The 19,554-nt window shown below is 70.7% G+C and carries 19 protein-coding genes; 5 read left to right on the top strand and 14 right to left on the bottom strand.

The genetic code is table 11. The features are described 5' to 3' along the window. Positions 1 to 53 precede the first annotated feature (53 nt). The 4 genes from RM704_RS02985 (at position 54) to RM704_RS02970 (ending at position 5,163) form a co-directional block, all read left to right on the top strand. On the top strand, positions 54 to 827 hold the full coding sequence (locus tag RM704_RS02985) for an isoprenyl transferase (RefSeq protein ID WP_033531789.1): 774 nt from the start codon (positions 54 to 56) through the stop codon (positions 825 to 827). Between the two features lie 326 nt (positions 828 to 1,153). Then, complete coding sequence (gene phoH2 / locus RM704_RS02980) at positions 1,154 to 2,479, top strand: RNA 5'-3' helicase PhoH2 (RefSeq protein WP_033531788.1); 1,326 nt, start codon at positions 1,154 to 1,156, stop codon at positions 2,477 to 2,479. A 386-nt stretch (positions 2,480 to 2,865) separates the two neighbouring features. Continuing rightward, the gene (locus tag RM704_RS02975; RefSeq protein ID WP_192829839.1) at positions 2,866 to 3,591 is read left to right on the top strand and encodes an aggregation-promoting factor C-terminal-like domain-containing protein; all 726 of its coding nucleotides are present in this window, start codon (positions 2,866 to 2,868) and stop codon (positions 3,589 to 3,591) included. 165 nt (positions 3,592 to 3,756) lie between these two features. After that, positions 3,757 to 5,163 carry an AI-2E family transporter gene (locus RM704_RS02970; RefSeq protein ID WP_192829838.1) on the top strand — a complete coding sequence of 469 codons (1,407 nt, stop codon included), beginning with the start codon at positions 3,757 to 3,759 and terminating at the stop codon, positions 5,161 to 5,163. Positions 5,164 to 5,205: 42 nt separating this feature from the next. Here the strand turns inward: RM704_RS02970 and RM704_RS02965 are convergent, their stop codons facing one another. Continuing rightward, entirely contained in the window at positions 5,206 to 5,805 is a 600-nt protein-coding gene (locus tag RM704_RS02965) for a dihydrofolate reductase family protein (RefSeq protein ID WP_033531785.1), read from the bottom strand. Positions 5,806 to 6,051: 246 nt separating this feature from the next. Between RM704_RS02965 and RM704_RS02960 the strand changes: the two genes are divergently transcribed. After that, complete coding sequence (locus tag RM704_RS02960; RefSeq protein WP_107072437.1) at positions 6,052 to 7,206, top strand: HEAT repeat domain-containing protein; 1,155 nt, start codon at positions 6,052 to 6,054, stop codon at positions 7,204 to 7,206. Between the two features lie 53 nt (positions 7,207 to 7,259). On the opposite strand, the gene RM704_RS02955 is transcribed toward RM704_RS02960, so the two are convergent. The 13 genes from RM704_RS02955 to RM704_RS02895 all read right to left on the bottom strand — a co-directional run bounded on the left by RM704_RS02955 (position 7,260) and on the right by RM704_RS02895 (position 19,523). After that, positions 7,260 to 7,937, bottom strand: a complete 678-nt coding sequence (locus tag RM704_RS02955) for an OmpA family protein (RefSeq protein ID WP_033531783.1) — start codon at positions 7,935 to 7,937, stop codon at positions 7,260 to 7,262. A 2-nt stretch (positions 7,938 to 7,939) separates the two neighbouring features. Beyond that, positions 7,940 to 8,536, bottom strand: a complete 597-nt coding sequence (locus RM704_RS02950; RefSeq protein ID WP_033531782.1) for a hypothetical protein — start codon at positions 8,534 to 8,536, stop codon at positions 7,940 to 7,942. A gap of 15 nt (positions 8,537 to 8,551) precedes the next feature. Then, a complete protein-coding gene (locus tag RM704_RS02945; protein WP_311589152.1) occupies positions 8,552 to 9,169 on the bottom strand; it encodes a pilus assembly protein TadG-related protein in 618 nt (205 codons plus the stop codon). Further along, a complete protein-coding gene (locus RM704_RS02940) occupies positions 9,166 to 9,387 on the bottom strand; it encodes a hypothetical protein (RefSeq protein ID WP_033531781.1) in 222 nt (73 codons plus the stop codon). The genes RM704_RS02945 and RM704_RS02940 overlap by 4 nt, the downstream gene beginning before the upstream one ends. Positions 9,388 to 9,492: 105 nt before the next feature. After that, positions 9,493 to 10,263 (bottom strand): response regulator transcription factor, encoded by a 771-nt coding sequence (locus RM704_RS02935; RefSeq protein ID WP_033531780.1) that lies wholly within the window; start codon positions 10,261 to 10,263, stop codon positions 9,493 to 9,495. Further along, the gene (locus RM704_RS02930; protein ID WP_078937468.1) at positions 10,256 to 11,686 is read right to left on the bottom strand and encodes a sensor histidine kinase; all 1,431 of its coding nucleotides are present in this window, start codon (positions 11,684 to 11,686) and stop codon (positions 10,256 to 10,258) included. Before RM704_RS02930 ends, RM704_RS02935 begins: the two co-directional genes overlap by 8 nt. Then, positions 11,686 to 12,597: a DUF5936 domain-containing protein gene (locus RM704_RS02925; RefSeq protein ID WP_033531804.1), complete on the bottom strand. Its 912-nt coding sequence runs from the start codon at positions 12,595 to 12,597 to the stop codon at positions 11,686 to 11,688. The genes RM704_RS02930 and RM704_RS02925 overlap by 1 nt, the downstream gene beginning before the upstream one ends. A 19-nt stretch (positions 12,598 to 12,616) precedes the next feature. Further along, positions 12,617 to 13,564, bottom strand: coding sequence for a type II secretion system F family protein (locus RM704_RS02920; protein ID WP_033531803.1), 948 nt, complete (start codon positions 13,562 to 13,564; stop codon positions 12,617 to 12,619). Between the two features lie 169 nt (positions 13,565 to 13,733). Further along, positions 13,734 to 15,074 (bottom strand): TadA family conjugal transfer-associated ATPase, encoded by a 1,341-nt coding sequence (locus RM704_RS02915; protein WP_033531779.1) that lies wholly within the window; start codon positions 15,072 to 15,074, stop codon positions 13,734 to 13,736. Between the two features lie 95 nt (positions 15,075 to 15,169). Continuing rightward, on the bottom strand, positions 15,170 to 15,490 hold the full coding sequence (locus RM704_RS02910; RefSeq protein WP_078937472.1) for a TadE/TadG family type IV pilus assembly protein: 321 nt from the start codon (positions 15,488 to 15,490) through the stop codon (positions 15,170 to 15,172). A gap of 485 nt (positions 15,491 to 15,975) precedes the next feature. Beyond that, the gene (locus tag RM704_RS02905; protein ID WP_033531777.1) at positions 15,976 to 17,592 is read right to left on the bottom strand and encodes a CpaE/TadZ family protein; all 1,617 of its coding nucleotides are present in this window, start codon (positions 17,590 to 17,592) and stop codon (positions 15,976 to 15,978) included. A gap of 241 nt (positions 17,593 to 17,833) precedes the next feature. Continuing rightward, positions 17,834 to 18,550, bottom strand: coding sequence for a Flp pilus assembly protein CpaB (gene cpaB / locus RM704_RS02900; RefSeq protein ID WP_033531776.1), 717 nt, complete (start codon positions 18,548 to 18,550; stop codon positions 17,834 to 17,836). 112 nt (positions 18,551 to 18,662) lie between these two features. Beyond that, positions 18,663 to 19,523: a hypothetical protein gene (locus RM704_RS02895; RefSeq protein WP_311589141.1), complete on the bottom strand. Its 861-nt coding sequence runs from the start codon at positions 19,521 to 19,523 to the stop codon at positions 18,663 to 18,665. Positions 19,524 to 19,554: the final 31 nt, after the last annotated feature.

Raw genomic sequence — 19,554 nt, 5'->3', positions numbered from 1 at the left:
GGTAGGCTCTGCCAACCTAGGGGACTGCCACCGCACCGGAGGGGCTGGAAGACGTGAACCTGCGCGACAAACTGCGCGGCCTGCTGGTCAAGGTCTACGCACGCAGGGTCGAGGGTCACCTCGACCACGCCCAGGTGCCCAAGCACATCGGCGTGATCGTGGACGGCAGCCGCCGCTGGGCGAAGGCCGCGGGCTCCACCACGGTGCAGGGCCACCAGGCGGGGGCCGACAAGATCGAGGAGTTCCTCGGCTGGTGCACCGAGACGGACGTGAAGGTCGTCACTCTCTGGCTGCTCTCCACGGACAACTTCAACCGCCCGAAGGAAGAGCTCGTCCCGCTGCTCGGGATCATCGAGGACACCGTCCGCTCCCTCGCCGCCGACGGCCGCTGGCGTGTGCACCACGTCGGGGCGCTGGACCTGCTGTCCTCCGGGATGCAGCGCGCGCTCAAGGAGGCCGAGGAGGCCACCGCGGACGTCGACGGGATACTGGTCAACGTGGCCATCGGGTACGGCGGGCGCCAGGAGATCGCCGACGCCGTCCGCTCGATGATCCAGGACGCGCAGGACCGGGGCACCTCCATGGAGGAACTCGCCGAGAAGGTCTCCGTGGACCTGATCGGCAGCCACCTCTACACCGTCGACCAGCCCGACCCGGATCTGGTGATCCGGACGAGCGGCGAGCAGCGGCTGTCCGGATTCATGCTCTGGCAGACGGCCCACTCCGAGTACTACTTCTGTGACGTCTTCTGGCCGGCCTTCCGGAAGGTGGACTTCCTGCGCGCCCTGCGTGACTACGCTGCGCGACACCGCCGCTACGGAGGCTGAGACTCCGCCCTACGGGTGAGGTGCGGAGGACCCCCACCGGGACAGAAGTAACGAGGAGTTCACCGGGCCGCCGTCGTACCGCTTGGCATGGCAGCGCACGTTCGAGGGCATAAGCCAGTCAGGTCGACGCCCGAACCACGGGTGTCGGATCTCAGCGGGCGGCTCGGGGCCGTCCGCCCGGGAGGCCCTTTGCACCAGCCCGATCGTGCGGTCACAGCACGGACGAAGCAGCGGAGGGCCGGTCACCGGCCCGTGCAACGGGGCCAACGACCGGCCCAGTTCGTTCTCGTCGCTCCCCGACCTCATCCGAGGGGGTACGTCCTTCCGTGGTGACCAGCACAAAGCGCCGTATGCCAGACCGGCGCACCTACGTTCTCGACACCAGCGTCCTGCTGGCCGACCCGAATGCTTTGAGCCGCTTCGACGAGCACGAAGTCGTGCTGCCGATCGTGGTGGTCACGGAGCTGGAGGCGAAGAGGCACCATCCCGAACTCGGCTACTTCGCCCGGCAGGCCCTGCGCCTGCTCGACGAGTTCCGGGTCCGGTTCGGACGCCTCGACGCCCCCATCCCGATCGGGGACCTCGGCGGCACCGTACGGGTCGAGCTCAATCACTCGGATCCCAGCGTGCTGCCGAGCGGCTACCGCCTGGGGGACAACGACTCCCGGATCCTCGCGGTCGCCCGCAACCTGCAGGCCGAGGGCTTCGACGTCACCGTGGTGTCGAAAGACCTCCCCCTGAGGATCAAGGCGTCCTCCGTGGGTCTCCTCGCCGAGGAGTACCGCGCGGAGCTGGCCATCACGGACGCCTCCGGGTGGACCGGGATGTCCGAGCTGACCCTGCCGGGCGAACAGGTCGACATCCTCTTCGAGGAAGGGTCGATCTACGTCCCCGAGGCAAGCACGCTCCCCGTCCACACCGGCCTGACGATCCAGTCGGAGCGCGGCAAGGCGCTCGGCCGGGTGACGCCCGACGGCAACGTCCGTCTGGTGCGCGGAGACCGGGAGGCGTTCGGCATCAAGGGGCGCAGCGCCGAGCAGCGCATCGCGCTGGATCTGCTGCTCGACCCGGACGTGGGCATCCTGTCGATGGGCGGTCGGGCCGGCACCGGCAAGTCGGCGCTCGCGCTGTGCGCGGGTCTGGAGGCGGTGCTCGAACGGCGCCAGCACCAGAAGGTGATGGTCTTCCGGCCGCTGTACGCGGTGGGCGGGCAGGAGCTCGGCTATCTGCCCGGCTCCGAGTCCGAGAAGATGAGCCCCTGGGCGCAGGCGGTCTTCGACACGCTGTCCGCGGTCACCAGCCGCGAGGTCATCGAGGAGGTGACCGCACGCGGGATGTTGGAGGTTCTGCCGCTGACGCACATCCGCGGCCGTTCCCTGCACGACGCGTTCGTGATCGTGGACGAGGCGCAGTCCCTGGAGCGGAACGTCCTGTTGACCGTTCTGTCCCGGATCGGGGCGAATTCACGGGTCGTTCTGACCCATGACGTCGCCCAGCGCGACAATCTGCGCGTCGGCCGCTACGACGGTGTCGTCGCGGTCGTCGAGAAGCTGAAGGGCCATCCGCTCTTCGCCCACGTCACGTTGACGCGGTCCGAACGGTCCCAGATCGCGGCCCTTGTGACCGAAATGCTGGAGGACGGACAGGTTTAGCACGGCTTCCGCACCAACCTCGGGGCGCCGCCCGGCAAAAGGCTCAGCAGCCTAGCCGGGCGGCGCCTCGGTGCGTGGGGGTTTCCTGGAATCCCCAGCGTCAAACGAGGTGTGAGCTTTCACACTCACCACTGAATTGCCTCCCGGTGTCGGGTTACGGCAGAGTCTCATTCCTGTCAGGCCCCGCATACGACACACCTGTACCCCCAGCGGTACGGAACAACAGCACCACCAAGTCAACTCCACAGCGTCGTCGTATGCCGCCCGAGCACCACACGGCGCTCCCGCAAGGGAGTTGCCCGTCGGGCCCGCGCCTCCGTGACCCCGCAGTTGGGAGGCCAGCGTCAAGGGCACGATTGCGTCCGCCAGGGTCACCGAGGCGGGCGATGCTGGAAGGAAACCGTGTGAGCCGGATTTCGGTCCGGGGATTCGCAGTGGCCTCGGCCACCGCGGTCACCGCAGTCGGCAGTGTCGTCGGAGTTGCCTCGGGCAGCACCGCCCAGACGACGACTGACGACGCCGAGGCGGTCGCGAACGACACCACGTTGCTCGCTGACATACCTGTGGGCCAGCAGGCCCAGGTGCAGACCGCGTCCCTGACTGCTCAGGCCGACGCCCAGGCCATCGCCGCCGACGCGAGCGCCCGCAAGGACGCCGAGGAGACCGCCCGTAAGAAGGCGGCCCAGGACGCGATCGACAAGCAGAAGGCCGCGGAGAAGGCCGAGCAGGAGCGCAAGGCGAAGGAAGCGGCGGAGGCCGAGGCCAAGTCGAAGTCCGCCGCCGCCGGCTCTCTCGGTGACATCCCCGCGCAGAGCTCGTACACCATCGCCGAGATCCAGGCGATGGCGAAGGCGGTCGTGGCCAGCGACCAGTGGACGTGCTTCAGCAACATCGTGGACCACGAGTCCAGCTGGAACTACAAGGCCGTCAACCCCTCCTCGGGTGCCTACGGTCTCTTCCAAGCGCTGCCTGCCGGCAAGTACTCCTCCGCCGGTTCCGACTGGCAGACCAATCCGGCCACACAGATCAAGTGGGGCCTGAACTACATGGAATCGCGCTACGGCAGCCCGTGTGAGGCCTGGTCCTTCTGGCAGGCCAACCACTGGTACTAGGCCGGTCCGCGACGGGGTGACGCCCATCCACCGCTCAACCCTGCGAAGCCCTTCACCGTCCTTTGGTGGGGGGCTTCGGGCATGTACGGTCGGAGCCCCCGAGAGGAATCGCGGCCTCCGGGAGGAGCGGTGACCCACAGGAGCGACGGGGGAAGAGGACGGATGATGTCGCGAGTTCCAGGGTGGCTCGGACGGATCGGCGCCGGACTGAGTGGGTGGGGCGAGCGGTTGGAGCGACGCCGGGCGGAGATGGAGGCGGAGTCGGAGGCGGAGGCGGAGGACGCGGACGGCTCGACCGCCTCCGAAGAGCGCCGGGGCGCAGCCGGGGTTGGGACTGAGACTGGGACTGAGACTGGGACTGGCGACGGAACGGCCGGCTCCGACTCGACTGCTCAGGCGGGTGGTTCCACCGGTCCCACGGGTGCCGCGGGTTCTGCCGGGTCCGCGGGCTCCCACAGCCGGTCGACCGCTCCCGTCCTCTACACCCGCCCGGATCCCGCGTCGGCGGTGCCCTGGGGGATGCGGGTGGCGGCCGAGGCCGGATGGCGGCTGCTCGTGCTCGCGGGCACCGTCTGGGTGTTGATGCGGGTCATCAGCTCGGTGCGGCTGCTGGTGCTGTCGTTCACCGCCGCCCTGCTCGTCACCGCCGTGCTCCAGCCGGCCGTGGCACGGCTGACCCGGCACGGCGTACCGCGCGGCCTCGCCACCGCGCTGACCGCCGCCCTCGGGTTCATCGTCATGGGACTGATCGGCTGGTTCGTCACCTGGCAGGTCATGGAGAACATCGACGACCTCTCCGACCAGATCCAGGACGGCATCGACGAGTTGCAGCGCTGGCTGCTCGACAGCCCGTTCCACGTCACCGAGAACCAGATCAACGACATCGCCAAGAACCTCCGTGAGGCGGTCAGCGACAACACGGACACGATCACCTCGGCGGGGCTGGAGGGCGTGACCGTCATCGTCGAGGCTCTCACCGGCATCCTCCTGACGATGTTCTCCACGCTGTTCCTCCTGTACGACGGCAAGAGGATCTGGCAGTGGACCCTGAAGTTGGTGCCCACGGCGGCCCGGCCGGGTGTCGCCGACGCCGGGCCGCGCGCCTGGCGGACGTTGACGGCGTATGTGCGCGGCACGGTGGTCGTGGCGCTGATCGACGCGATCTTCATCGGCCTGGGGATCTACTTCCTGGACGTGCCGATGGCGGTCCCGCTGGCCGTGTTCATCTTCCTGTTCTCCTTCATCCCGCTGGTGGGTGCGGTCGTCTCGGGCGCGCTGGCGGTCGTCGTGGCGCTGGTGACACAGGGGGTCTTCACGGCCGTCATGACGCTGGCCGTTGTGCTCGCCGTTCAGCAGATCGAAGGGCACATCCTCCAGCCGTTCATCCTCGGCCGGGCCGTCCGGGTGCATCCCCTCGCCGTCGTGCTGGCGGTCGCCGCCGGTGGCATGATCGCGGGGATCGGGGGTGCGGTGGTGGCCGTGCCGCTGGTGGCCGTCACCAACACGGTGGTCGGGTCGCTGCGGGCGTACGCGGACGAGCAGCAGGGGCGGGACCTGCACGACACCGCTTAGGGGCAGCGGGCTGAGGCGGGTGGTCGGGCTAGCCGACAGGGCCTAGGCGGACGGGTCGGCGGCCGGGCTTTCCTGGGGGCGGTGTTCGTGGCGCAGGAGGACCACGCCGTTGCCGAAGGTGCGGGTCTCGACCAGGCGCAGGCCGGTCGGGGTCGCCGTGTCGGCTGCCGGGAACAGCCGCTTGCCCGCTCCCAGGAGCACGGGGTGGACATAGACGCGGTACTCGTCGACCAGGCCGTGCCGCATGAACTGGGCCGCCAGTTCGGCGCCGCCCACGACCAGGTCACCGCCGTCCTGTGCCTTGAGCGCCTCGATGTCCTCCACGACGATGTCCCGGACGATCGTCGTGTGCCGGTCACCGTGCCGCAGGGTCCGGGAGTAGACCAGCTTCGGCTTGTTCCGCCAGATCTCGGCGAAGTCGGCCACGGGGCGGGGGGTGTCGGGGTCCCGGTCGGCCGTGGGCCAGTAGGCGTCCATCAGCTCGTACGTGACGCGGCCTTCGAGGAAGACGCCCATGCCGCGGAGGACGTCGTTGAAGTGCGTGTGCAGTTCGTCATCGACCAGATGCCAGTCGATCTCCTGGTTCGGGCCCTCGATGTAGCCGTCGAGGGACACGGACATCATCAGGACGAGCTTGCGCATGGGGGCCTCTCGGGTGTCGGGCTGCTTCGGGTGTGTGGGCGGTCTCGGGTTTCTGGGTGTATCGGGTTTCTGGGTGTCTGGGGTTGCTGGGGGTCTGGGGTTGCTGGGGGTCTGGGGTTGCTGGGCGCCTGGGGTGTTTCGGCTTGTGAGGGAGAGGATCGCTTGTGCGGGGCCCGGTCGCACGGACGTGGGTCGCGGCGGGGAATCCGGTCGCCCGTGTCGGCGTACCGGCCTACGGTTCTCCGGATGGACGTTCGAGGAAGTCGAGGGTTTGGTGGATCGGGCCTGGAGCCGCTGGGACGGGCCGCGCGGGACGACGACGAGCGGTCGGTCAGGGCGCTTCTCGACGACGGCGCCGATGTCAACGGACGGTCGCCCGGCGGGCTGACCGCGTTGATGCTGGCGGCGGGGGCCGGCGCCCACCACGCGGCGGACGCGCTGCGGGAGAGCGGGGCGTACGTGGCGCTGCGCGACGAACACGGCCGCAGCGCGCTCGACTTCGCGGAGGAGGGCGCCGAGCGGCACCCGGAAGAGCCCGGGTATCTGATGATCGTCACCGATCTGGAGAAGTACTTCGGCAGACGGCCCGGCTTCGCGACGACGATGGAGCGGGCGATCCGGTTCGGTGATCCCGAGAGCGACATCTGGTTCAGGGCCATCTCCACCCTGGACGGCTGGGCGGACGACGCGGCCGTGGCGGGGGCGGAGGTGGCACTGAACAGTCCCCGGGCACCCGAACGGTACTTCGCGGCCGACCTGCTGAGGTCCTTCTGCCTCTACAACGCCTCCCCGCGCGACGGCGCACACCGGACGCGGCAGGCGGCGGCGCTGCTGCGGGCGCGGCTGGCGGTGGAGGACCATCCGGCCGTCCTCGGACTCGTCATCCAGGGTCTGGTGGCGCAGTCCGGCTTCGCCGACGACGCCCGGGAGATCCTGCGGCACGCCGGTCATCCGCACCGCGAAGTCCGGGCGGCGGTCGCCTACGCCGTGTACGCCTCCCCGGACGCCTCCCCGGACGTCTCCCCGGCCCCGGGGGGCCGCGAGGCCCGTACGGGCCTGGAGGCCCTGCTCGCCCTGGCTCGCGACCCGTGCGCCGAGGTACGCGGCCACGCGGTGGCGAGCCTTTCCTGTCTTTTCGACCCCGCCGAGCCGGTTCCCGCCGTGCACACCGCCCTGCGCCGCGCTCTGCACGACCCGGACCCGTCCGTGGTCCATGACGCGGCCTGCGCGCTGAGCGAGCTTGACAGCGGGCGCCGGCTGCCGTTCCGCGCCGAGCAGATCCTCGTACGGCGGTATCTCGACGAGCCGGGTGAGACCCGGTCCTACGCGCGCGCGTTCCGGGTCATCGAGCGGTGGCCCCGGGAGCGTCTGTGGGACGTGCGGGATTCGCTGCGGGAGTGAGTGAGTGAGTGGGTGGCTGGGTGGGTGGGTGAGTGGTGGCGGGTCGTGTGGGGTCAGCTTCCCTCGCTGCCGGTGTCGGTTTCGGTGCCTGTGCCTGTGTCTGCGGCGGTCTCGGGCTCGGTCGTGGTGCGGGGGAAGGAGACCTCGACACGGCGGTTCTTCTTGCGGCCCTCTTCGGAGGAGTTGTCGGCGATCGGGTAGTCCTCGCTGTAGCCGCGCACCTCGAAGGTGACATTGCCGCCCAGGTCCGCGGCGAGGAGGTCGTGGACCGCCTCGGCGCGTTTCTTGGACAGGGTCAGGCCGTGGGCGTAGGAGCCGAGGTTGTCCGTGAAGCCGAAGACGCGGACCGTGCCCGCGTTCTGCGTCTTGATCTCCTCCGCGATCGTCTGGATGCGGGAGCGGGCCTGCGGGTTGAGCTTCGCGCTGTTCTTCGGGAAGAGGACCTCCGCCTGGAGCGCGAACGTCACGTTCTCGTTGGTGTCCTCGCGGCGTTCCTCGCCGCCGAGGTCCTCCACGACCGACTTGATGTCCAGGACCTTGGCGGGGGCGAGGGTGGCGCCCTGGGCGAGCTTCAGGCCCGGGCTGTTCGCGTCCACCTCCGGGGGTGGGGAGGTGGTGACGGTGCCCGGAGGTTCGCTCGGGTCGTCCGCGGCGGCTGGAGAGGGCGTCGCGAGCGTGAGGGCGGCCAGGACGGCGAGGGCCGCGGTGACTCGTGGGGTGAGGACGGTCATGGTCACTCGTCCTCGGAGAGTTCGATCGTGGCGGGGGGCATGGAGCCGACCTGGAAGTCGACCGAGGTTGTGCCTTCGGGGGGTGCCGGGAACTGGGCGTACCAGTCTGCTGTGCCGCCGGGCATGATCTGGCCGCTGAACTTCGTGCACAAGCAGCGTCCTGAGGTGTCCCGCAGAATGAGGTACTTCTTCTTGCCCACGTTGTCGACAAGGCTGGCTCCCGACAACGAGCCCCCGTTGGACCTGAGTTCTCGCTCGTCGCTTGCCCAATTGGCACCGAGCCAAGACCGGCTGCCGTCGTTCTTGACCGTGCCCGCCACCGTGATGAAGCCTCCGGAATCTCGGACGGCGGAGGTAATGCTCACCGAGATGTCGCCATCCTTGGCCGTAGCCAGCGTCTCATTGGACTCCGACGGCTCCGACTCGGCCTCTGTGGCTCCACCGCCGTCGCTCTTCTCGGGGGCGGAAGAGGACGATGAGGGATTCTTGGTGTCGTCCTCGCCTCCAGCTCCGCAGCCGGCCACCGTGAGGAGCAGCCCGGTCGCGATCGCCACCGCGGTCACTGCCCTGCGGCCCTTCATGGTGTGCCGAAGGTTCATCGGTACGGCTTCCTCTCACTTGGCCAGATACACAGAGAACATCACGGAAGCGTCCGGGAGGGCGCCCGGATTGAAATTTCCAGGGTCGATGTCCACGGGCACACCGTCGCAGTCCAGCGAGACGGGATCCGTGGGGTTGGTGCTCGGGGAGAAATCGCAGCGTGGCTGGATGACGGCCACCGCCCGGGCCGTGGCCGTCATGTCCTCGGTTCCGGGAATGATCGAATCGCCCACGGTGTAGTCCGTTACGACGTCGACCTGGAAACCTGGGAAGCCGTCCACCTCGATGGGCTGGGCGCCGCCTTCGAGGGTCGAGTTGTTCTGGGCGGCAAGTTCCGCAGCCGCAGCGGTGGCTTCGCCTTCAGCCGGCAGTCCCCCGGACAGGTCGAGCCAGTCCAGCCAGTTTCCGTTTCCGGCGTCGATCGCGTCCTCGAGTTCCAGCAGCAGTTCGTCGCGCGCCTGCTGTGCAGCCGCCAACGCCGCAGCGTCCGCTGCGGACTGGGCGCCGCTGCGGGCGGAAGCCGCCTGCGCGAACACGAAGAAGGCCAACGCCGTGAAGAGCAGAATCGTCGTCAGCCAGATGTAGATCGGGAGTGTCGAGCCGCTATCGCTACGCAGCCGAGGAGGTGTCACCCACCTCCGCCGCCACCGACCACGTCCGCCACGGCGTCGCCGATCGCCTGGGAGATCAGACCGTCGAGACCGAGCTGGTCGATCATCACAAAGATCCCCGCGACGATGATCATGATGCCCGCGTACTCCACGAACCCCGCGCCCGAGTCCCGGCCCTTCCCCCGCATGCGGGCGGAGACCGTGGTCCTCCAGGCTTCGAAACGGTGTTTCACCTTCATGGCGGTTGCCTTCCCGCGCGATGCCGACACCAACCGGATCACCGTACGTGAGACGGCACGTACGCGGGGTGGGTCCGGGGGCCCAACTTTTGTCGGGGGGTGGGGTCATCGGGGCCACCCCCCGAGGGTGGTGCCCAGCCAGTGGGCTATGGCTTCGCTTCGGGTCGAGCTGTGCAGTTTCGCGAAGATGCGGTTGATGTGGTTCTTGACGGTCTTCTCGCTGATGAAGCAGGTGGCGGCGATCTGACGGTTGTTCATGCCGGACGCGATGAGGTCCATCACCTCCACCTCTCTTGAACTCAGGCCGTAGGACGGGCGGTTGGCGCGGTCGAGGGCGTGGCGGCGCAGGGTTGACGCGGGGGGCGGGCCGGACTCTGACGACTGTGTCATAAATGGTTGCAGCTGCGAAGGTCGGTCGTGACTTTCGTGTGAAGGTTCGTAGGAAACGCCGAGTGAAGTTGAGACAGTCGCGGAGATGGTCGGGCGCCCCTCCCGCAGATCCCGTACCGCTGTCATCAGTTCGGGGGCCGTGAAGTCGCCGTGGACCAGGTAGCCGGAGGCGCCGCGACGCAGGGCCTCGGTCACCACCTCCGGCTCCGTGCTGTACGTCAGCATCATCACGGGGCAGAGGGCGGCCAGTTCGGGGAGTGCGGTCAGGCCGTCCGTGCCCGGCATGCGGACGTCGAGGAGGGCGACGTCCGGGCGGTGCCGGTGTGCTTCGCGTACCGCCTCGTCCCCGTTCGTGGCCTGGGCCACCACCGTGATGTCGGGGTGTGCGCCCAGCAGGGCGGTGAGGCCGGCGCGGACCACCGGGTTGTCGTCCGCGACGAGTACGCGAAGGGGTGGGCCGGGGCGTGCCTGCGGCTGGTCAGGCATGTGCGGCCTCCTGTCGGGGGGTGGAGGTGACGGGGGGTCCGGGGCGGGGCAGGGCGAGGGTCAGGGTGACTTCCGTGCCGGGGCTGGTCGTGCGCACGTGGAGGGTGGCGTCCGTGCGGGCCGCTCGTTCCGCCATGCCCAGGAGACCGAAGTGGCCGGATCTTTGCGCTGCTTCGAGAGTGAGGGCGGCCGGCAGTCCCACGCCGTCGTCCTTGATCACGAGGTGGAGCGTGTCCGGCGTGGTCGTCAGGGAGAGCTCCGCCGTGGTCGCGTGGGCGTGGCGGTGGATGTTCTCCAGGGCCTCCGAGGTGATCGCGAGGAGGTGGCGGGTCGTCTCGGGCGGGAGGGGCGGGGGTGGCGCGCCGCTGTGGGTGACGTGGGTGGGGATCAATGTGCGGGACGTGAAGTCCTGTGCTCTCGCTTGCAGTTCGGCCGTGAGGTCGGTGGGTGGGGCGGGCGTCGTCAGGTCCGTGTGGCGGCGTAGGTCCGTGAGGAGTTCACGGGATTCGGCGGCGGCTCGGCGGGCCGCCGACGCGACGAGGCCGGCCTGTTGTCTGAGGTGGGCCGGGTCGGGGGCGGGCCGGTCCGCCGAGGTCGCCAGGGCGTCGGCGGCGAGGGCGAGGCCGTGGAGGGTCTTGGCCACCGAGTCGTGGAGGTCGCGGGCCAGGCGGGCGCGCTCGGACTCCACGGCCTCCGCGACGGCCAGGCGGGAGGTGGCTTCGGAGAGCGCCTGGGTGGCCGTGCCGAAGCGGAACATCAGGTTGCGGAGGGTGACTCCGATGATGCCGGCGGCGACGCAGAAGCCGGCGATGAGGAGGGTGTTGGCACCTGCGCCGGGGCGGTGTTCCCAGGCGCGGTGGACGGTGAGGAGGACGGCGAGCTGGAGGCCCGTGAGGACGCCGGCGCCGCGCCAGCCGTAGAGGAGGCCGGAGAGGAGGGGGGTGCAGACCGTGGCGTAGGCGAGCGGGGAGGCCGGGGAGGCGGTGAGGAGGAGGACCGCGCCGAAGAGGAGGTCCAGGGCCATGAGGGTGGGGTGGGCGAGGAGGCGGGGAGCGAAGCGGTCCCAGTCCCGGAGCATGGCGTACGAGACCGTGATGCCGAGGACGGCGGCGATGAGTACGGCGTGGGTCGGGGGGCCGTCCGTGGTGTTGGCCATGGCGAACGGGGTGCCGATGGTGAGGGCGGTGAGGCGGACGGCGAAGGTCTGGCGGGCGAGGGCTTGGAGGGCGTTGAGCTGGAGGCGGAGGGTGGCGGGGGGTGTGGCGTCGTCCTGGAGGTAACCGGTCGTGGGGCTGGGCGGGGGTGGGAGGCGCTTGCCCGCGCCGGCGGGGTGCCGCTGCGCCCCCTCGTACCGACTCGGTGATACGACTGCCCGCAGCCGGGACCAGGGGGGAGTCGGGCGGGGGGACCGGCGGGGGTTCATCAGCGGCCCAGGATTTCGCCGAAGTTCGTTCCCGAGCCCAGGAACATGCCCGTGGCGATGAGGATCATCGTGGCCGGGAGCATGAAGACGAGGGTGACGAGGGTGGCCTTGGGGATGGTGCGGGCGGCTCGGCGGCGGGCGTTCTGCGCGTCGGTGCGGCGCATGTCGGCGGCCAGTTGGATCAGGGTCTCGGCGATGGGGGAACCCAGTTCCTCGCCCTGTTGGAGGGCCGAGACGAACTGGGCCACCTGTTCGGAGGAGTTGCGCCTGCGGAGCTCGTCGAAGGCCTGGCGGCGGCTGACGCCCATGTCCATCTGGCGCAGGGTGATGCGGAGTTCGTCGGCCCAGGGACCCTCGTACTTCTCCGCCACCCGGTCCAGCGCCTGACGGAAGCCCAGGCCCGCCGAGACCACGACCGCGAGGACGTCGAGGAAGTCGGGCAGCGTGCGGTCGATGACGTCCTTGCGCTCACGGATGGCCTGCCAGATCGCCGCGTCGGCGGCGAGGAGACCGAAGGCGAAGGTGAACGCGGCGAACAAGGGGCGTCCGCTGGTGAGGAAGACGAGACCCATGAAGGCGCCGAAGAAGCCGTAGACGGCCCGGCGGGCGGCGTAACGGCTGAGGGTGAGGCCGCCGGGGTTGCCCGCCATGTCGATGCGGTGGCGTTTGGCCTCGACACGGCGCGGGCCCATGAGGCGCAGGACCAGCGGGGCGAAGCGCATGCCCAGGCGGTCGACGGCCGAGCCCGCCTTGGAGACGCGGGTGGCGCCCACCTCCAGGGCGAGGGCCAGGTCGCTGGGGAGCTTCGCGTCGGCGCGGATCATGCGGATGCCCAGGAGCACGCCCGCCACGGAGATCGCCATCAGCAGGGCCAGGAGGAGCGGGAGGAAGGAGGGCGTCGAGGTCGTCATGTCGGTCACCGGGGCCTTCTCATACTTCGATCTTGCCGAGGCGGCGGATGACGAAGAAGCCGACCGTGTAGAGGCCGATCGAGATCAGGACCAGGAGCTGGCCGAGGGGCGAGCCGGTCACCCGGGCCAGCGCACCGTCGTTCGAGGAGTTGATCAGGAGGAGGGAGCCGAGGCCCAGGAGGGGGACGGTGAAGGCCGTCGCGTTGACCTCGGAGAGCATCGTGCGGACCTCGCGGCGGGTCTCCTTGCGGTCCTCCAGCGTCTGGGTGAGGTTGCGCAGCGAGCTGACCACCGAGCCGCCCGCCTTGTTGGACAGGACGAGGGTGGTGACGAGGACGATCAGTTCGCGGGAGGGGAGGCGTTCGGCCAGCTCGCCGAGGGCGTCGTCCACCGAGCGGCCGAGCGCCAGCTGGTCGGCGACCCGAGCCAGTTCCTCACCGGCGGGGGCCTCCAGTTCCTCCGCCGCCATCGCCAGGGCCGTACGGAGGGCCAGGCCGGCGGCGGTGGCGTTGGCCAGGAGGCGCGCCACGTCGGGGAGTTGGTTGATGAAGGCCTCGATGCGCTTCTGGCGCTGCCAGTTGAGGAAGATGGCGGCCGCCCACACGCCCACCGCGCCCGCGATCGGGCCGAAGAAGGGCGCCAGGGTGGCGGCGGCGATCAGCCACAGCGCCACGACGACCATCGCCACGTAGGAGGCGAACTCCCCTGCGGTGAGGTCCAGTCCGGTCGTGGTCAGACGGAGGTGGATGGCGCGGCCCAGGCGGGTGCGGCGCAGGCGGCGGTCGACGGCCGTGAAGCGCCGCACCCGGCCCGCCGCCGTGCGCGGGGGGCCGCCCTGGTGGCCGGCGAGACGGTCGACGAGGGCCTGGCGCTGGGCGCGGCCGGAGGCGTACACGTGCGCGCCGGCGACGGCGAGGGTGCCGCAGAGGACGGTGGCGCCGAGGGCCAGCAGAGTGGTGTTGTCCAGGTCCAGGGGTGCCTGGGCCAGCGTCGACAGGGGCTCCTGGAGTGACTGGCGCGCTTGCGACACCTGGGTCACCTGGGTCACCTGGGTCACCTGTGCAGTCTCAGCTGCCTGGGCTGCCTGCACCGCCTGCGCTGTCGCCATGTCGGTCCTACCTCCTCGGGGCTCTCGGCTATCCGATGGCCTGGCGGGTGTTGAGTGGGTCGATGGCCTCGGTCACGCCGTACGCGGGGGGCAGCGGCTCGTTGGCCACGTACAGCTTCTCCGCGACGGGGCGGGGTATCGGCAGGTGCTCGAAGCGGCCGTGGACGACGCGGTCGGCGCCGAGGGGGTCGGGGGCGAAGCGGGAGACGGTGGCGATCCGGAACTGTTCGCGGCCGTGCGAGACGAGCAGGGCGATCTCGGTGACCTTGCGGGAGCCGTCGGCGAAGCGGGTGAGCTGGACGACCACGTCCACCGCCGAGTTGATCTGGTCCTTGAGGGCCTCGAAGGGGATGAGGACCTCGGACATCGAGCCGAGGGTCTGCAGGCGCATCAGCGCGTCCTCGGCGGAGTTGGCGTGGACCGTGGCGAGGGAGCCGTCGTGGCCGGTCGACATGGCCTGGAGCATGTCGAGGGTCTCGCCGCCCCGGACCTCACCGACGATGATGCGGTCGGGGCGCATACGGAGGGAGTTGCGGACCAGGTCACGGATGGTGATCTGGCCCTTGCCCTCGATGTTGGGGGGCCGCGACTCCAGGCGGATCACGTGTTCCTGCTGGAGCTGGAGTTCGGCGGAGTCCTCGATGGTGATGATGCGTTCGCGCGGTGGGATCAGGCCGGAGAGGGCGTTGAGGAGGGTCGTCTTTCCGGTGCCGGTACCGCCGCTGACGATCACGTTGAAGCGGGCGCGGACGAAGGCCGCGAGGAGCATCAGCATCTGCTCGTCGAGGGAGCCCAGGTCGATGAGCTCGGGGAGGGTGTACGCGCGGGGGAAGCGGCGGATCGTGAGGGTCGGGCCGGTGAGGGCGAGCGGGGGGATGATGACGTTGACGCGCTCGCCCGTGGGGAGGCGGGCGTCCACCATGGGGTTGGACTCGTCGACGCGGCGGTTGACGGTCGAGACGATGCGTTCGATCGTCTGCATGAGCTGGTCGGTGGAGGCGAAGCGCAGGGGCAGTTGCTCCACTCGGCCGGCTCGCTCGACGAAGATCGAGTCCGGGCCGTTGACCATGATCTCCGTGACCGACGCGTCGGCGAGGAGGGGTTCGAGGACGCCCAGGCCCAGGGCCTCGTCGACGACCCTGCGGATGAGTTGGGAGCGTTCGCCCGAGGAGAGGACCGGGCCCTCCCGGCTGATGATGTGGCCGAGGACGCGTTCCAGGCGGGCCCTGCGGTCGGCCGCGCTCAGGGCCGACATCTCGGCGAGGTCGATCTCTTCGAGGAGCTTGGCGCGGTAGACGGCCACGAGGTGTCCGTCCTCGCGCCCGGCTCCCCCCTCGTCGGGGGCGGCGATACGGGATCGCAGGCTCATCTTGTCGTCAACTCCTCTCGGGGGTGGGTGGCTTGGGCCGGTGCGGGCGGTGCGGTACGGGTGCAGTGCGGGGGCGGGGGTGCCTGCGGGTGGGGTCAGGGGTCGAGGTCGTTGGGCATGGTGGCCGAGCGTTCGACCGTGACCGGGTCGAAGAGGGGGACGACCGAGGGGACGGTGACCACGACCGTGGCGGTGGTGGTGTCGGAGCCGCCGTCCACCGCGTCGACCGAGGGGTTCAGCCATGTGCTCGCCGCGGCCGCGCCGGCGGCTCCGCCGGTCCCGGGTACGAGTGACTCGGCGCGGGCGGCGGCCCGGGCGGCCGAGCCGGCCTGGCTGATGCCGTAGCCGATCAGGCCGAGCTGGATCGCGGCCATGCCCACGAGGAGCAGGATCGGGAGGAAGCCGGCGAACTCCAGGATGGAGGAGCCCCGGTCGTTCCAGCGGTGGGCGGGCTGCCGTCCCGTGGGTGGGGGGTTCGCCCGGGTGCGGTGGGCGGGGCGCCGTTGCGTGGGTGGGGGGTTCGCCCGGGTGCGGTGGGTGGGTCGGGGGGGGGGGGGGGGGGGGGGGGGGGGGGGGTGGGGTCGGGGGCGCGCCGGGGGGTGTCCGTCCTCGGAACGGCGCGGAATCGGTCGGCTGTGAAGTCCGGCCTGTTGACGCGCCAACCGCTGCGGGCGGACACCCCCCGGCACGCCCCCTTCTCGCCGTGCGCGGCTCACCCGCCGTGCGGGCCGCGTCGCGGGCGTCGCTGTGGTCGGGCGTACGGCGACAGTTGCGGTGGTCGGGCGTACGGCAACAGTTGCGGTGGTCGGGCGTACGGCGACGCGTGCGGTGGTCGGGCCTACGGCAACCGTTGCGGTGGACGGGCCTACGGCAACCGTCGCTGTGGTCGGGTGGGTGCGGGTCATGGGGTGTCTCCCTCCAGGGCCGCGCCCGCCTCGCCGTTGACGGTCCAGCCCGTGTCGAAGCCGGGGAAGAAGAGGGGGACGTTGGCCTGGACCTCGGCTCGCATGACGGGGCCGACCGCCGCGCAGTCGATGGCGGTGTCGCTCCAGGCGCCTGGGAGGTGCGCGCCGCCCGCGGTCTGGCACGCGCCGGCGATGTCTCCGTCGACCGCGTACGCGGCGGTGGCCGCGCGGGCGGCCTCGTCGGCAGCGTTGCCGGCGAGGGAGTAGGTGTAGCCGTAGAGGGCCGCCTGCCAGAGGATCGTCATGGTGATCAGGATCAGGGGGAGCATGCCGGCGAATTCGAGGGTCGCCGAGCCCCGGTCGCCGCCCTTGCGGCGCAGGACGAGGGCGCCTCGGTCGGCGGAGGCCTTGCGGCGTCGGCCGCCGTGGCCGGGGTCCGGCGCGGCGACCAGTTCCAGTTCACCGGCCAGCGCCCACAGCGCCTGTTTGACGACGGAGCGGGCGTCGAGGTCCTGGAGGCGGCCCGCGTCGACGACGGACTGGAGTTCCTTGAAGGCGGCGGGGACGGCGGCGCGGGCCACCTTCGTGCCGGTGACCTTCTCGACCAGCGGCGGTTGGATCTCCGTGGCGCGCGACAGGCGGTTGACGACCGTCAGCGTCTCCTCGGCCTTGCGGATCTGCAGGCGGTCCCAGAGACGGACCATGCGTTTGGCGGCGCGGACCGCGACGACGTCCGGGGTGACCAGCAGCAGGGCCTGGTCGGCCATCTCGACGGCCGCCGCCGTGGCCGCGTTCATCTGGGAGCCGCAGTCGACGATCACCACGTCGTGCCGGGAGCGGAGGGTGGCCACCACCTGGCGGGCCACCCGGTCCGTCACCTCCTCGCCGCGTTCGCCCTCGGCGGGGGCGAGAAGGAGGGAGATACCGGTGTCGTGGGCGTAGACGGCCTCCTGGAGGACGCGGGGGTTGAGGTCCGTGATGGCGGCCAGGTCGGCGACCGAGCGGCGGAACTGCACGTCGAGGTACGAGGCCACGTCCCCCGACTGGAGGTCGAGATCGAGGAGGGCGACCGTACGGCCGGACGCGCGGGCCGCGAGCGCGAGCTGCACGGCGGTGACGGTGGCGCCGACGCCGCCCTTGGCCCCGCTGACCGTGACGACGGTGCCGCCGGGGCCCGCGTACAGCTCGGGCGTTCCGCTGCCGAGGTGGCGTCGCATGCCGGCCGACCAGGCGGCGGCCGCCTGGACGCGCTCGGCGAGGGACTCGTAGGAGAGCGGGAGGGGGACGATGCCCCGGGCGCCGGAGTCCATCGCGGCGGTCAGGACGCCCGTGCTGGTGTCGGAGGTGACGAGCACGACGCCGACCGCCGGGAAGCGCAGGACGAGGTCGCGGACCAGGTCCAACGCCGGTGCCGGGCCGATCCGTTCGTGGACCAGCACCACCTCCGGCAGCTCGTCCAGCGAATCGGCGGCCATCCGCGCCAGGGTGTCCAGCAGCGCGGTGGAGTCGGAGACGGGCGGTGCCGGTTCCGCGTCGGCGAGCTGGCCGAGCAGGGTGGTGAGGGCACGGGCCGATTCGACGTCACCGGCGGCGGGGAGGATGCGGATGGTCATCGGCGGATCCCCGTTCGTGTGGCGAAGGGCGCGGGGGTCTCGGACGGGCGGGGCTCGGCCGCCGCGCCACGGCGGGGTTCGCCGGGCACCCGCGGCCCGCTCGTGGGCCTCGACACCGTCGTGCGCCGTACCCCCCTGAGCATGCCCAGCCTCGACGCACCCATCCGCAGCGGCATTCGACGTACCCCCGTTCGAAGTTCCCTCGTGCGGACGTTCCGGACCGACCTCATCGCGGGGCCTCCTACTTGTCCTCGTCGAGGGTGTACGAGCGGTCGTCCGGTACGACGACGGTGGCCTCGCCGCCCCCGACGAGGGCGAGACGGACGTGCTCGGCGAACGACTCGGCGAAGGCGACGCGCTGGGCGTCGGCGGTGTCGAGCGCGAAGGTGATCGGGACGGCCTCGGTCGCCGTGCGCCGGCGGTCGCTGCTGGACTGGCCCGGTTCGAGGGGGGTCAGCTTGCCGACGTCGATGACCCGGGCGTCGGCGACCATGAGCTTGGACGTGTCCTTGCCCGAGTCGCTGTCCTTCTCCTCGAACGTGGCGTAGATGTTGACCCGCGACCCCGGGTTGATCTTTCCGGCCACTCCGGTGGAGGCGTCGATCAGGATGGCGATCTCCTGCTGGCCCGCTTCGAGTTCGGGGCGGTCGACGATCATGTCGGACTGGAGCAGGGAGCCCTTGCTCAGCTGGGTGACGGCGATCTTCCCGCGGATCTCTCCCAGATCGGTGACGGCCGTGCCGGACAGCCACCGCTCCGGCATCGAGATCTTCTCGAACTGGCCCGCCGTCAGCTCTTTGTAGGGCGCGATGTCGCTCTTCAGCCGGTACGCGGTCACCTCGGGCCCGACCTTCGCGTTCACGTCACGGATCACCGAGAGCACCCCGGCGAAGGCGGCCAGGGCGCACAGGGCCGAGAGGACCAGCAGGATGACGCCGCGGCGCTGGCGTGAGTTCACTACATCTCACCTCGTGGGGACGTGCCGGGCACGTGAGCGGGCCTGCTGCTCGACCGGGGCGGGGACGGGCGGGTCGTACGGCCCTGCGGGCTGTGGAGTTGTCGTACGGCTGTCATGTGACCCCTCGGGGCAGCGCGCGCACGGGCGGCGGTTCGGGCTCTCGTAACGGGGCCGAGCAGAACCCGCAGCGGTCGCCGATGAGTTCGAGGCCGCACCAGTGGCAGGTCTCGCGGCGTACGGACGACACGAGTTGGTAGAGCACGGAGACGTCGCAGAGGCCGGCGGCGAACTCGACGAGCTTGCCGGTCCCCCACCAGCGCACGGATCCCTCGGGCAGCGGCACCGGCAGGGACCCCTGCACCTGCCAGGCCGGGGCGAGGGAAGCGGTGACCCAGTCGGAGGGCGGCTGCGGTCCCTGCGCGACGAGCAGGCGGGTGCCGAACTCGGGGCCCGCGAGGGGCTCCTCGTCGGCGGTGTGGAGACGGACCAGCTGGGGCCGCGGGTTGGCCAGGACGGCGAACTGGGCGCCCGGCAGCCAGGACTTGGCATGCGACTTCAGCGTGACCGGCACCCGGTCGAGCTTGGCGACGGAGCCGAGGAGCGCGCCGGCGTAGATGTAGTGCGCGAGGAGGCGTACGGAGGAGGCGAGCACTCCCGGGCTGAAGTCGCACACGGACAGCTGCCTCAGCTGCTGGGCGAGCAGGGCGACGCCGAGCGGCGGCAGATCCACGCCGAGCAGGGCGATGCGGTCGCTCTCCAGCACGGAACGGACGGTGTGCAGCCGCCGGGTGACGGCCGACGCGTCGGAGGACGAGTGGAGGGCGATGACATAGCCGTGCTGCTCGATGAGCGCGTGCATGCCGTAGAGGGAGGCTTCGAGGGTCTCCTGCGGCTGGACCACCGCGGGCGGGGTCTGCCGGTCGTGCGGTGGGAGCACCAGGTCGGAACTGGTGACGGCTATCGCGGTCGGCACGCTGCACACCACCCCGTTCACTTCGGCGGAG

It is taken from the genome of Streptomyces gottesmaniae, assembly GCF_031845845.1.
In the GTDB taxonomy this organism is placed as follows: domain Bacteria; phylum Actinomycetota; class Actinomycetes; order Streptomycetales; family Streptomycetaceae; genus Streptomyces; species Streptomyces akebiae.
Note: the sequence above shows the minus strand (reverse complement) of the source record. Positions and strands in the feature narration are given on the sequence as shown.

Bases quoted from the DNA above. Each gene is read 5' to 3' on its own strand.
- RM704_RS02975 (WP_192829839.1), top strand. From the start codon at position 2,866: ATGCTGGAAGGAAACCGTGTGAGCCGGATTTCGGTCCGGGGATTCGCA.
- RM704_RS02970 (WP_192829838.1), top strand. From the start codon at position 3,757: ATGTCGCGAGTTCCAGGGTGGCTCGGACGGATCGGCGCCGGACTGAGT.
- RM704_RS02965 (WP_033531785.1), bottom strand. From the start codon at position 5,805: ATGCGCAAGCTCGTCCTGATGATGTCCGTGTCCCTCGACGGCTACATC.
- RM704_RS02960 (WP_107072437.1), top strand. From the start codon at position 6,052: ATGGACGTTCGAGGAAGTCGAGGGTTTGGTGGATCGGGCCTGGAGCCG.
- RM704_RS02955 (WP_033531783.1), bottom strand. From the start codon at position 7,937: ATGACCGTCCTCACCCCACGAGTCACCGCGGCCCTCGCCGTCCTGGCC.
- RM704_RS02950 (WP_033531782.1), bottom strand. From the start codon at position 8,536: ATGAACCTTCGGCACACCATGAAGGGCCGCAGGGCAGTGACCGCGGTG.
- RM704_RS02940 (WP_033531781.1), bottom strand. From the start codon at position 9,387: ATGAAGGTGAAACACCGTTTCGAAGCCTGGAGGACCACGGTCTCCGCC.
- RM704_RS02935 (WP_033531780.1), bottom strand. From the start codon at position 10,263: ATGCCTGACCAGCCGCAGGCACGCCCCGGCCCACCCCTTCGCGTACTC.
- RM704_RS02930 (WP_078937468.1), bottom strand. From the start codon at position 11,686: ATGAACCCCCGCCGGTCCCCCCGCCCGACTCCCCCCTGGTCCCGGCTG.
- RM704_RS02925 (WP_033531804.1), bottom strand. From the start codon at position 12,597: ATGACGACCTCGACGCCCTCCTTCCTCCCGCTCCTCCTGGCCCTGCTG.
- RM704_RS02915 (WP_033531779.1), bottom strand. From the start codon at position 15,074: ATGAGCCTGCGATCCCGTATCGCCGCCCCCGACGAGGGGGGAGCCGGG.
- RM704_RS02905 (WP_033531777.1), bottom strand. From the start codon at position 17,592: ATGACCATCCGCATCCTCCCCGCCGCCGGTGACGTCGAATCGGCCCGT.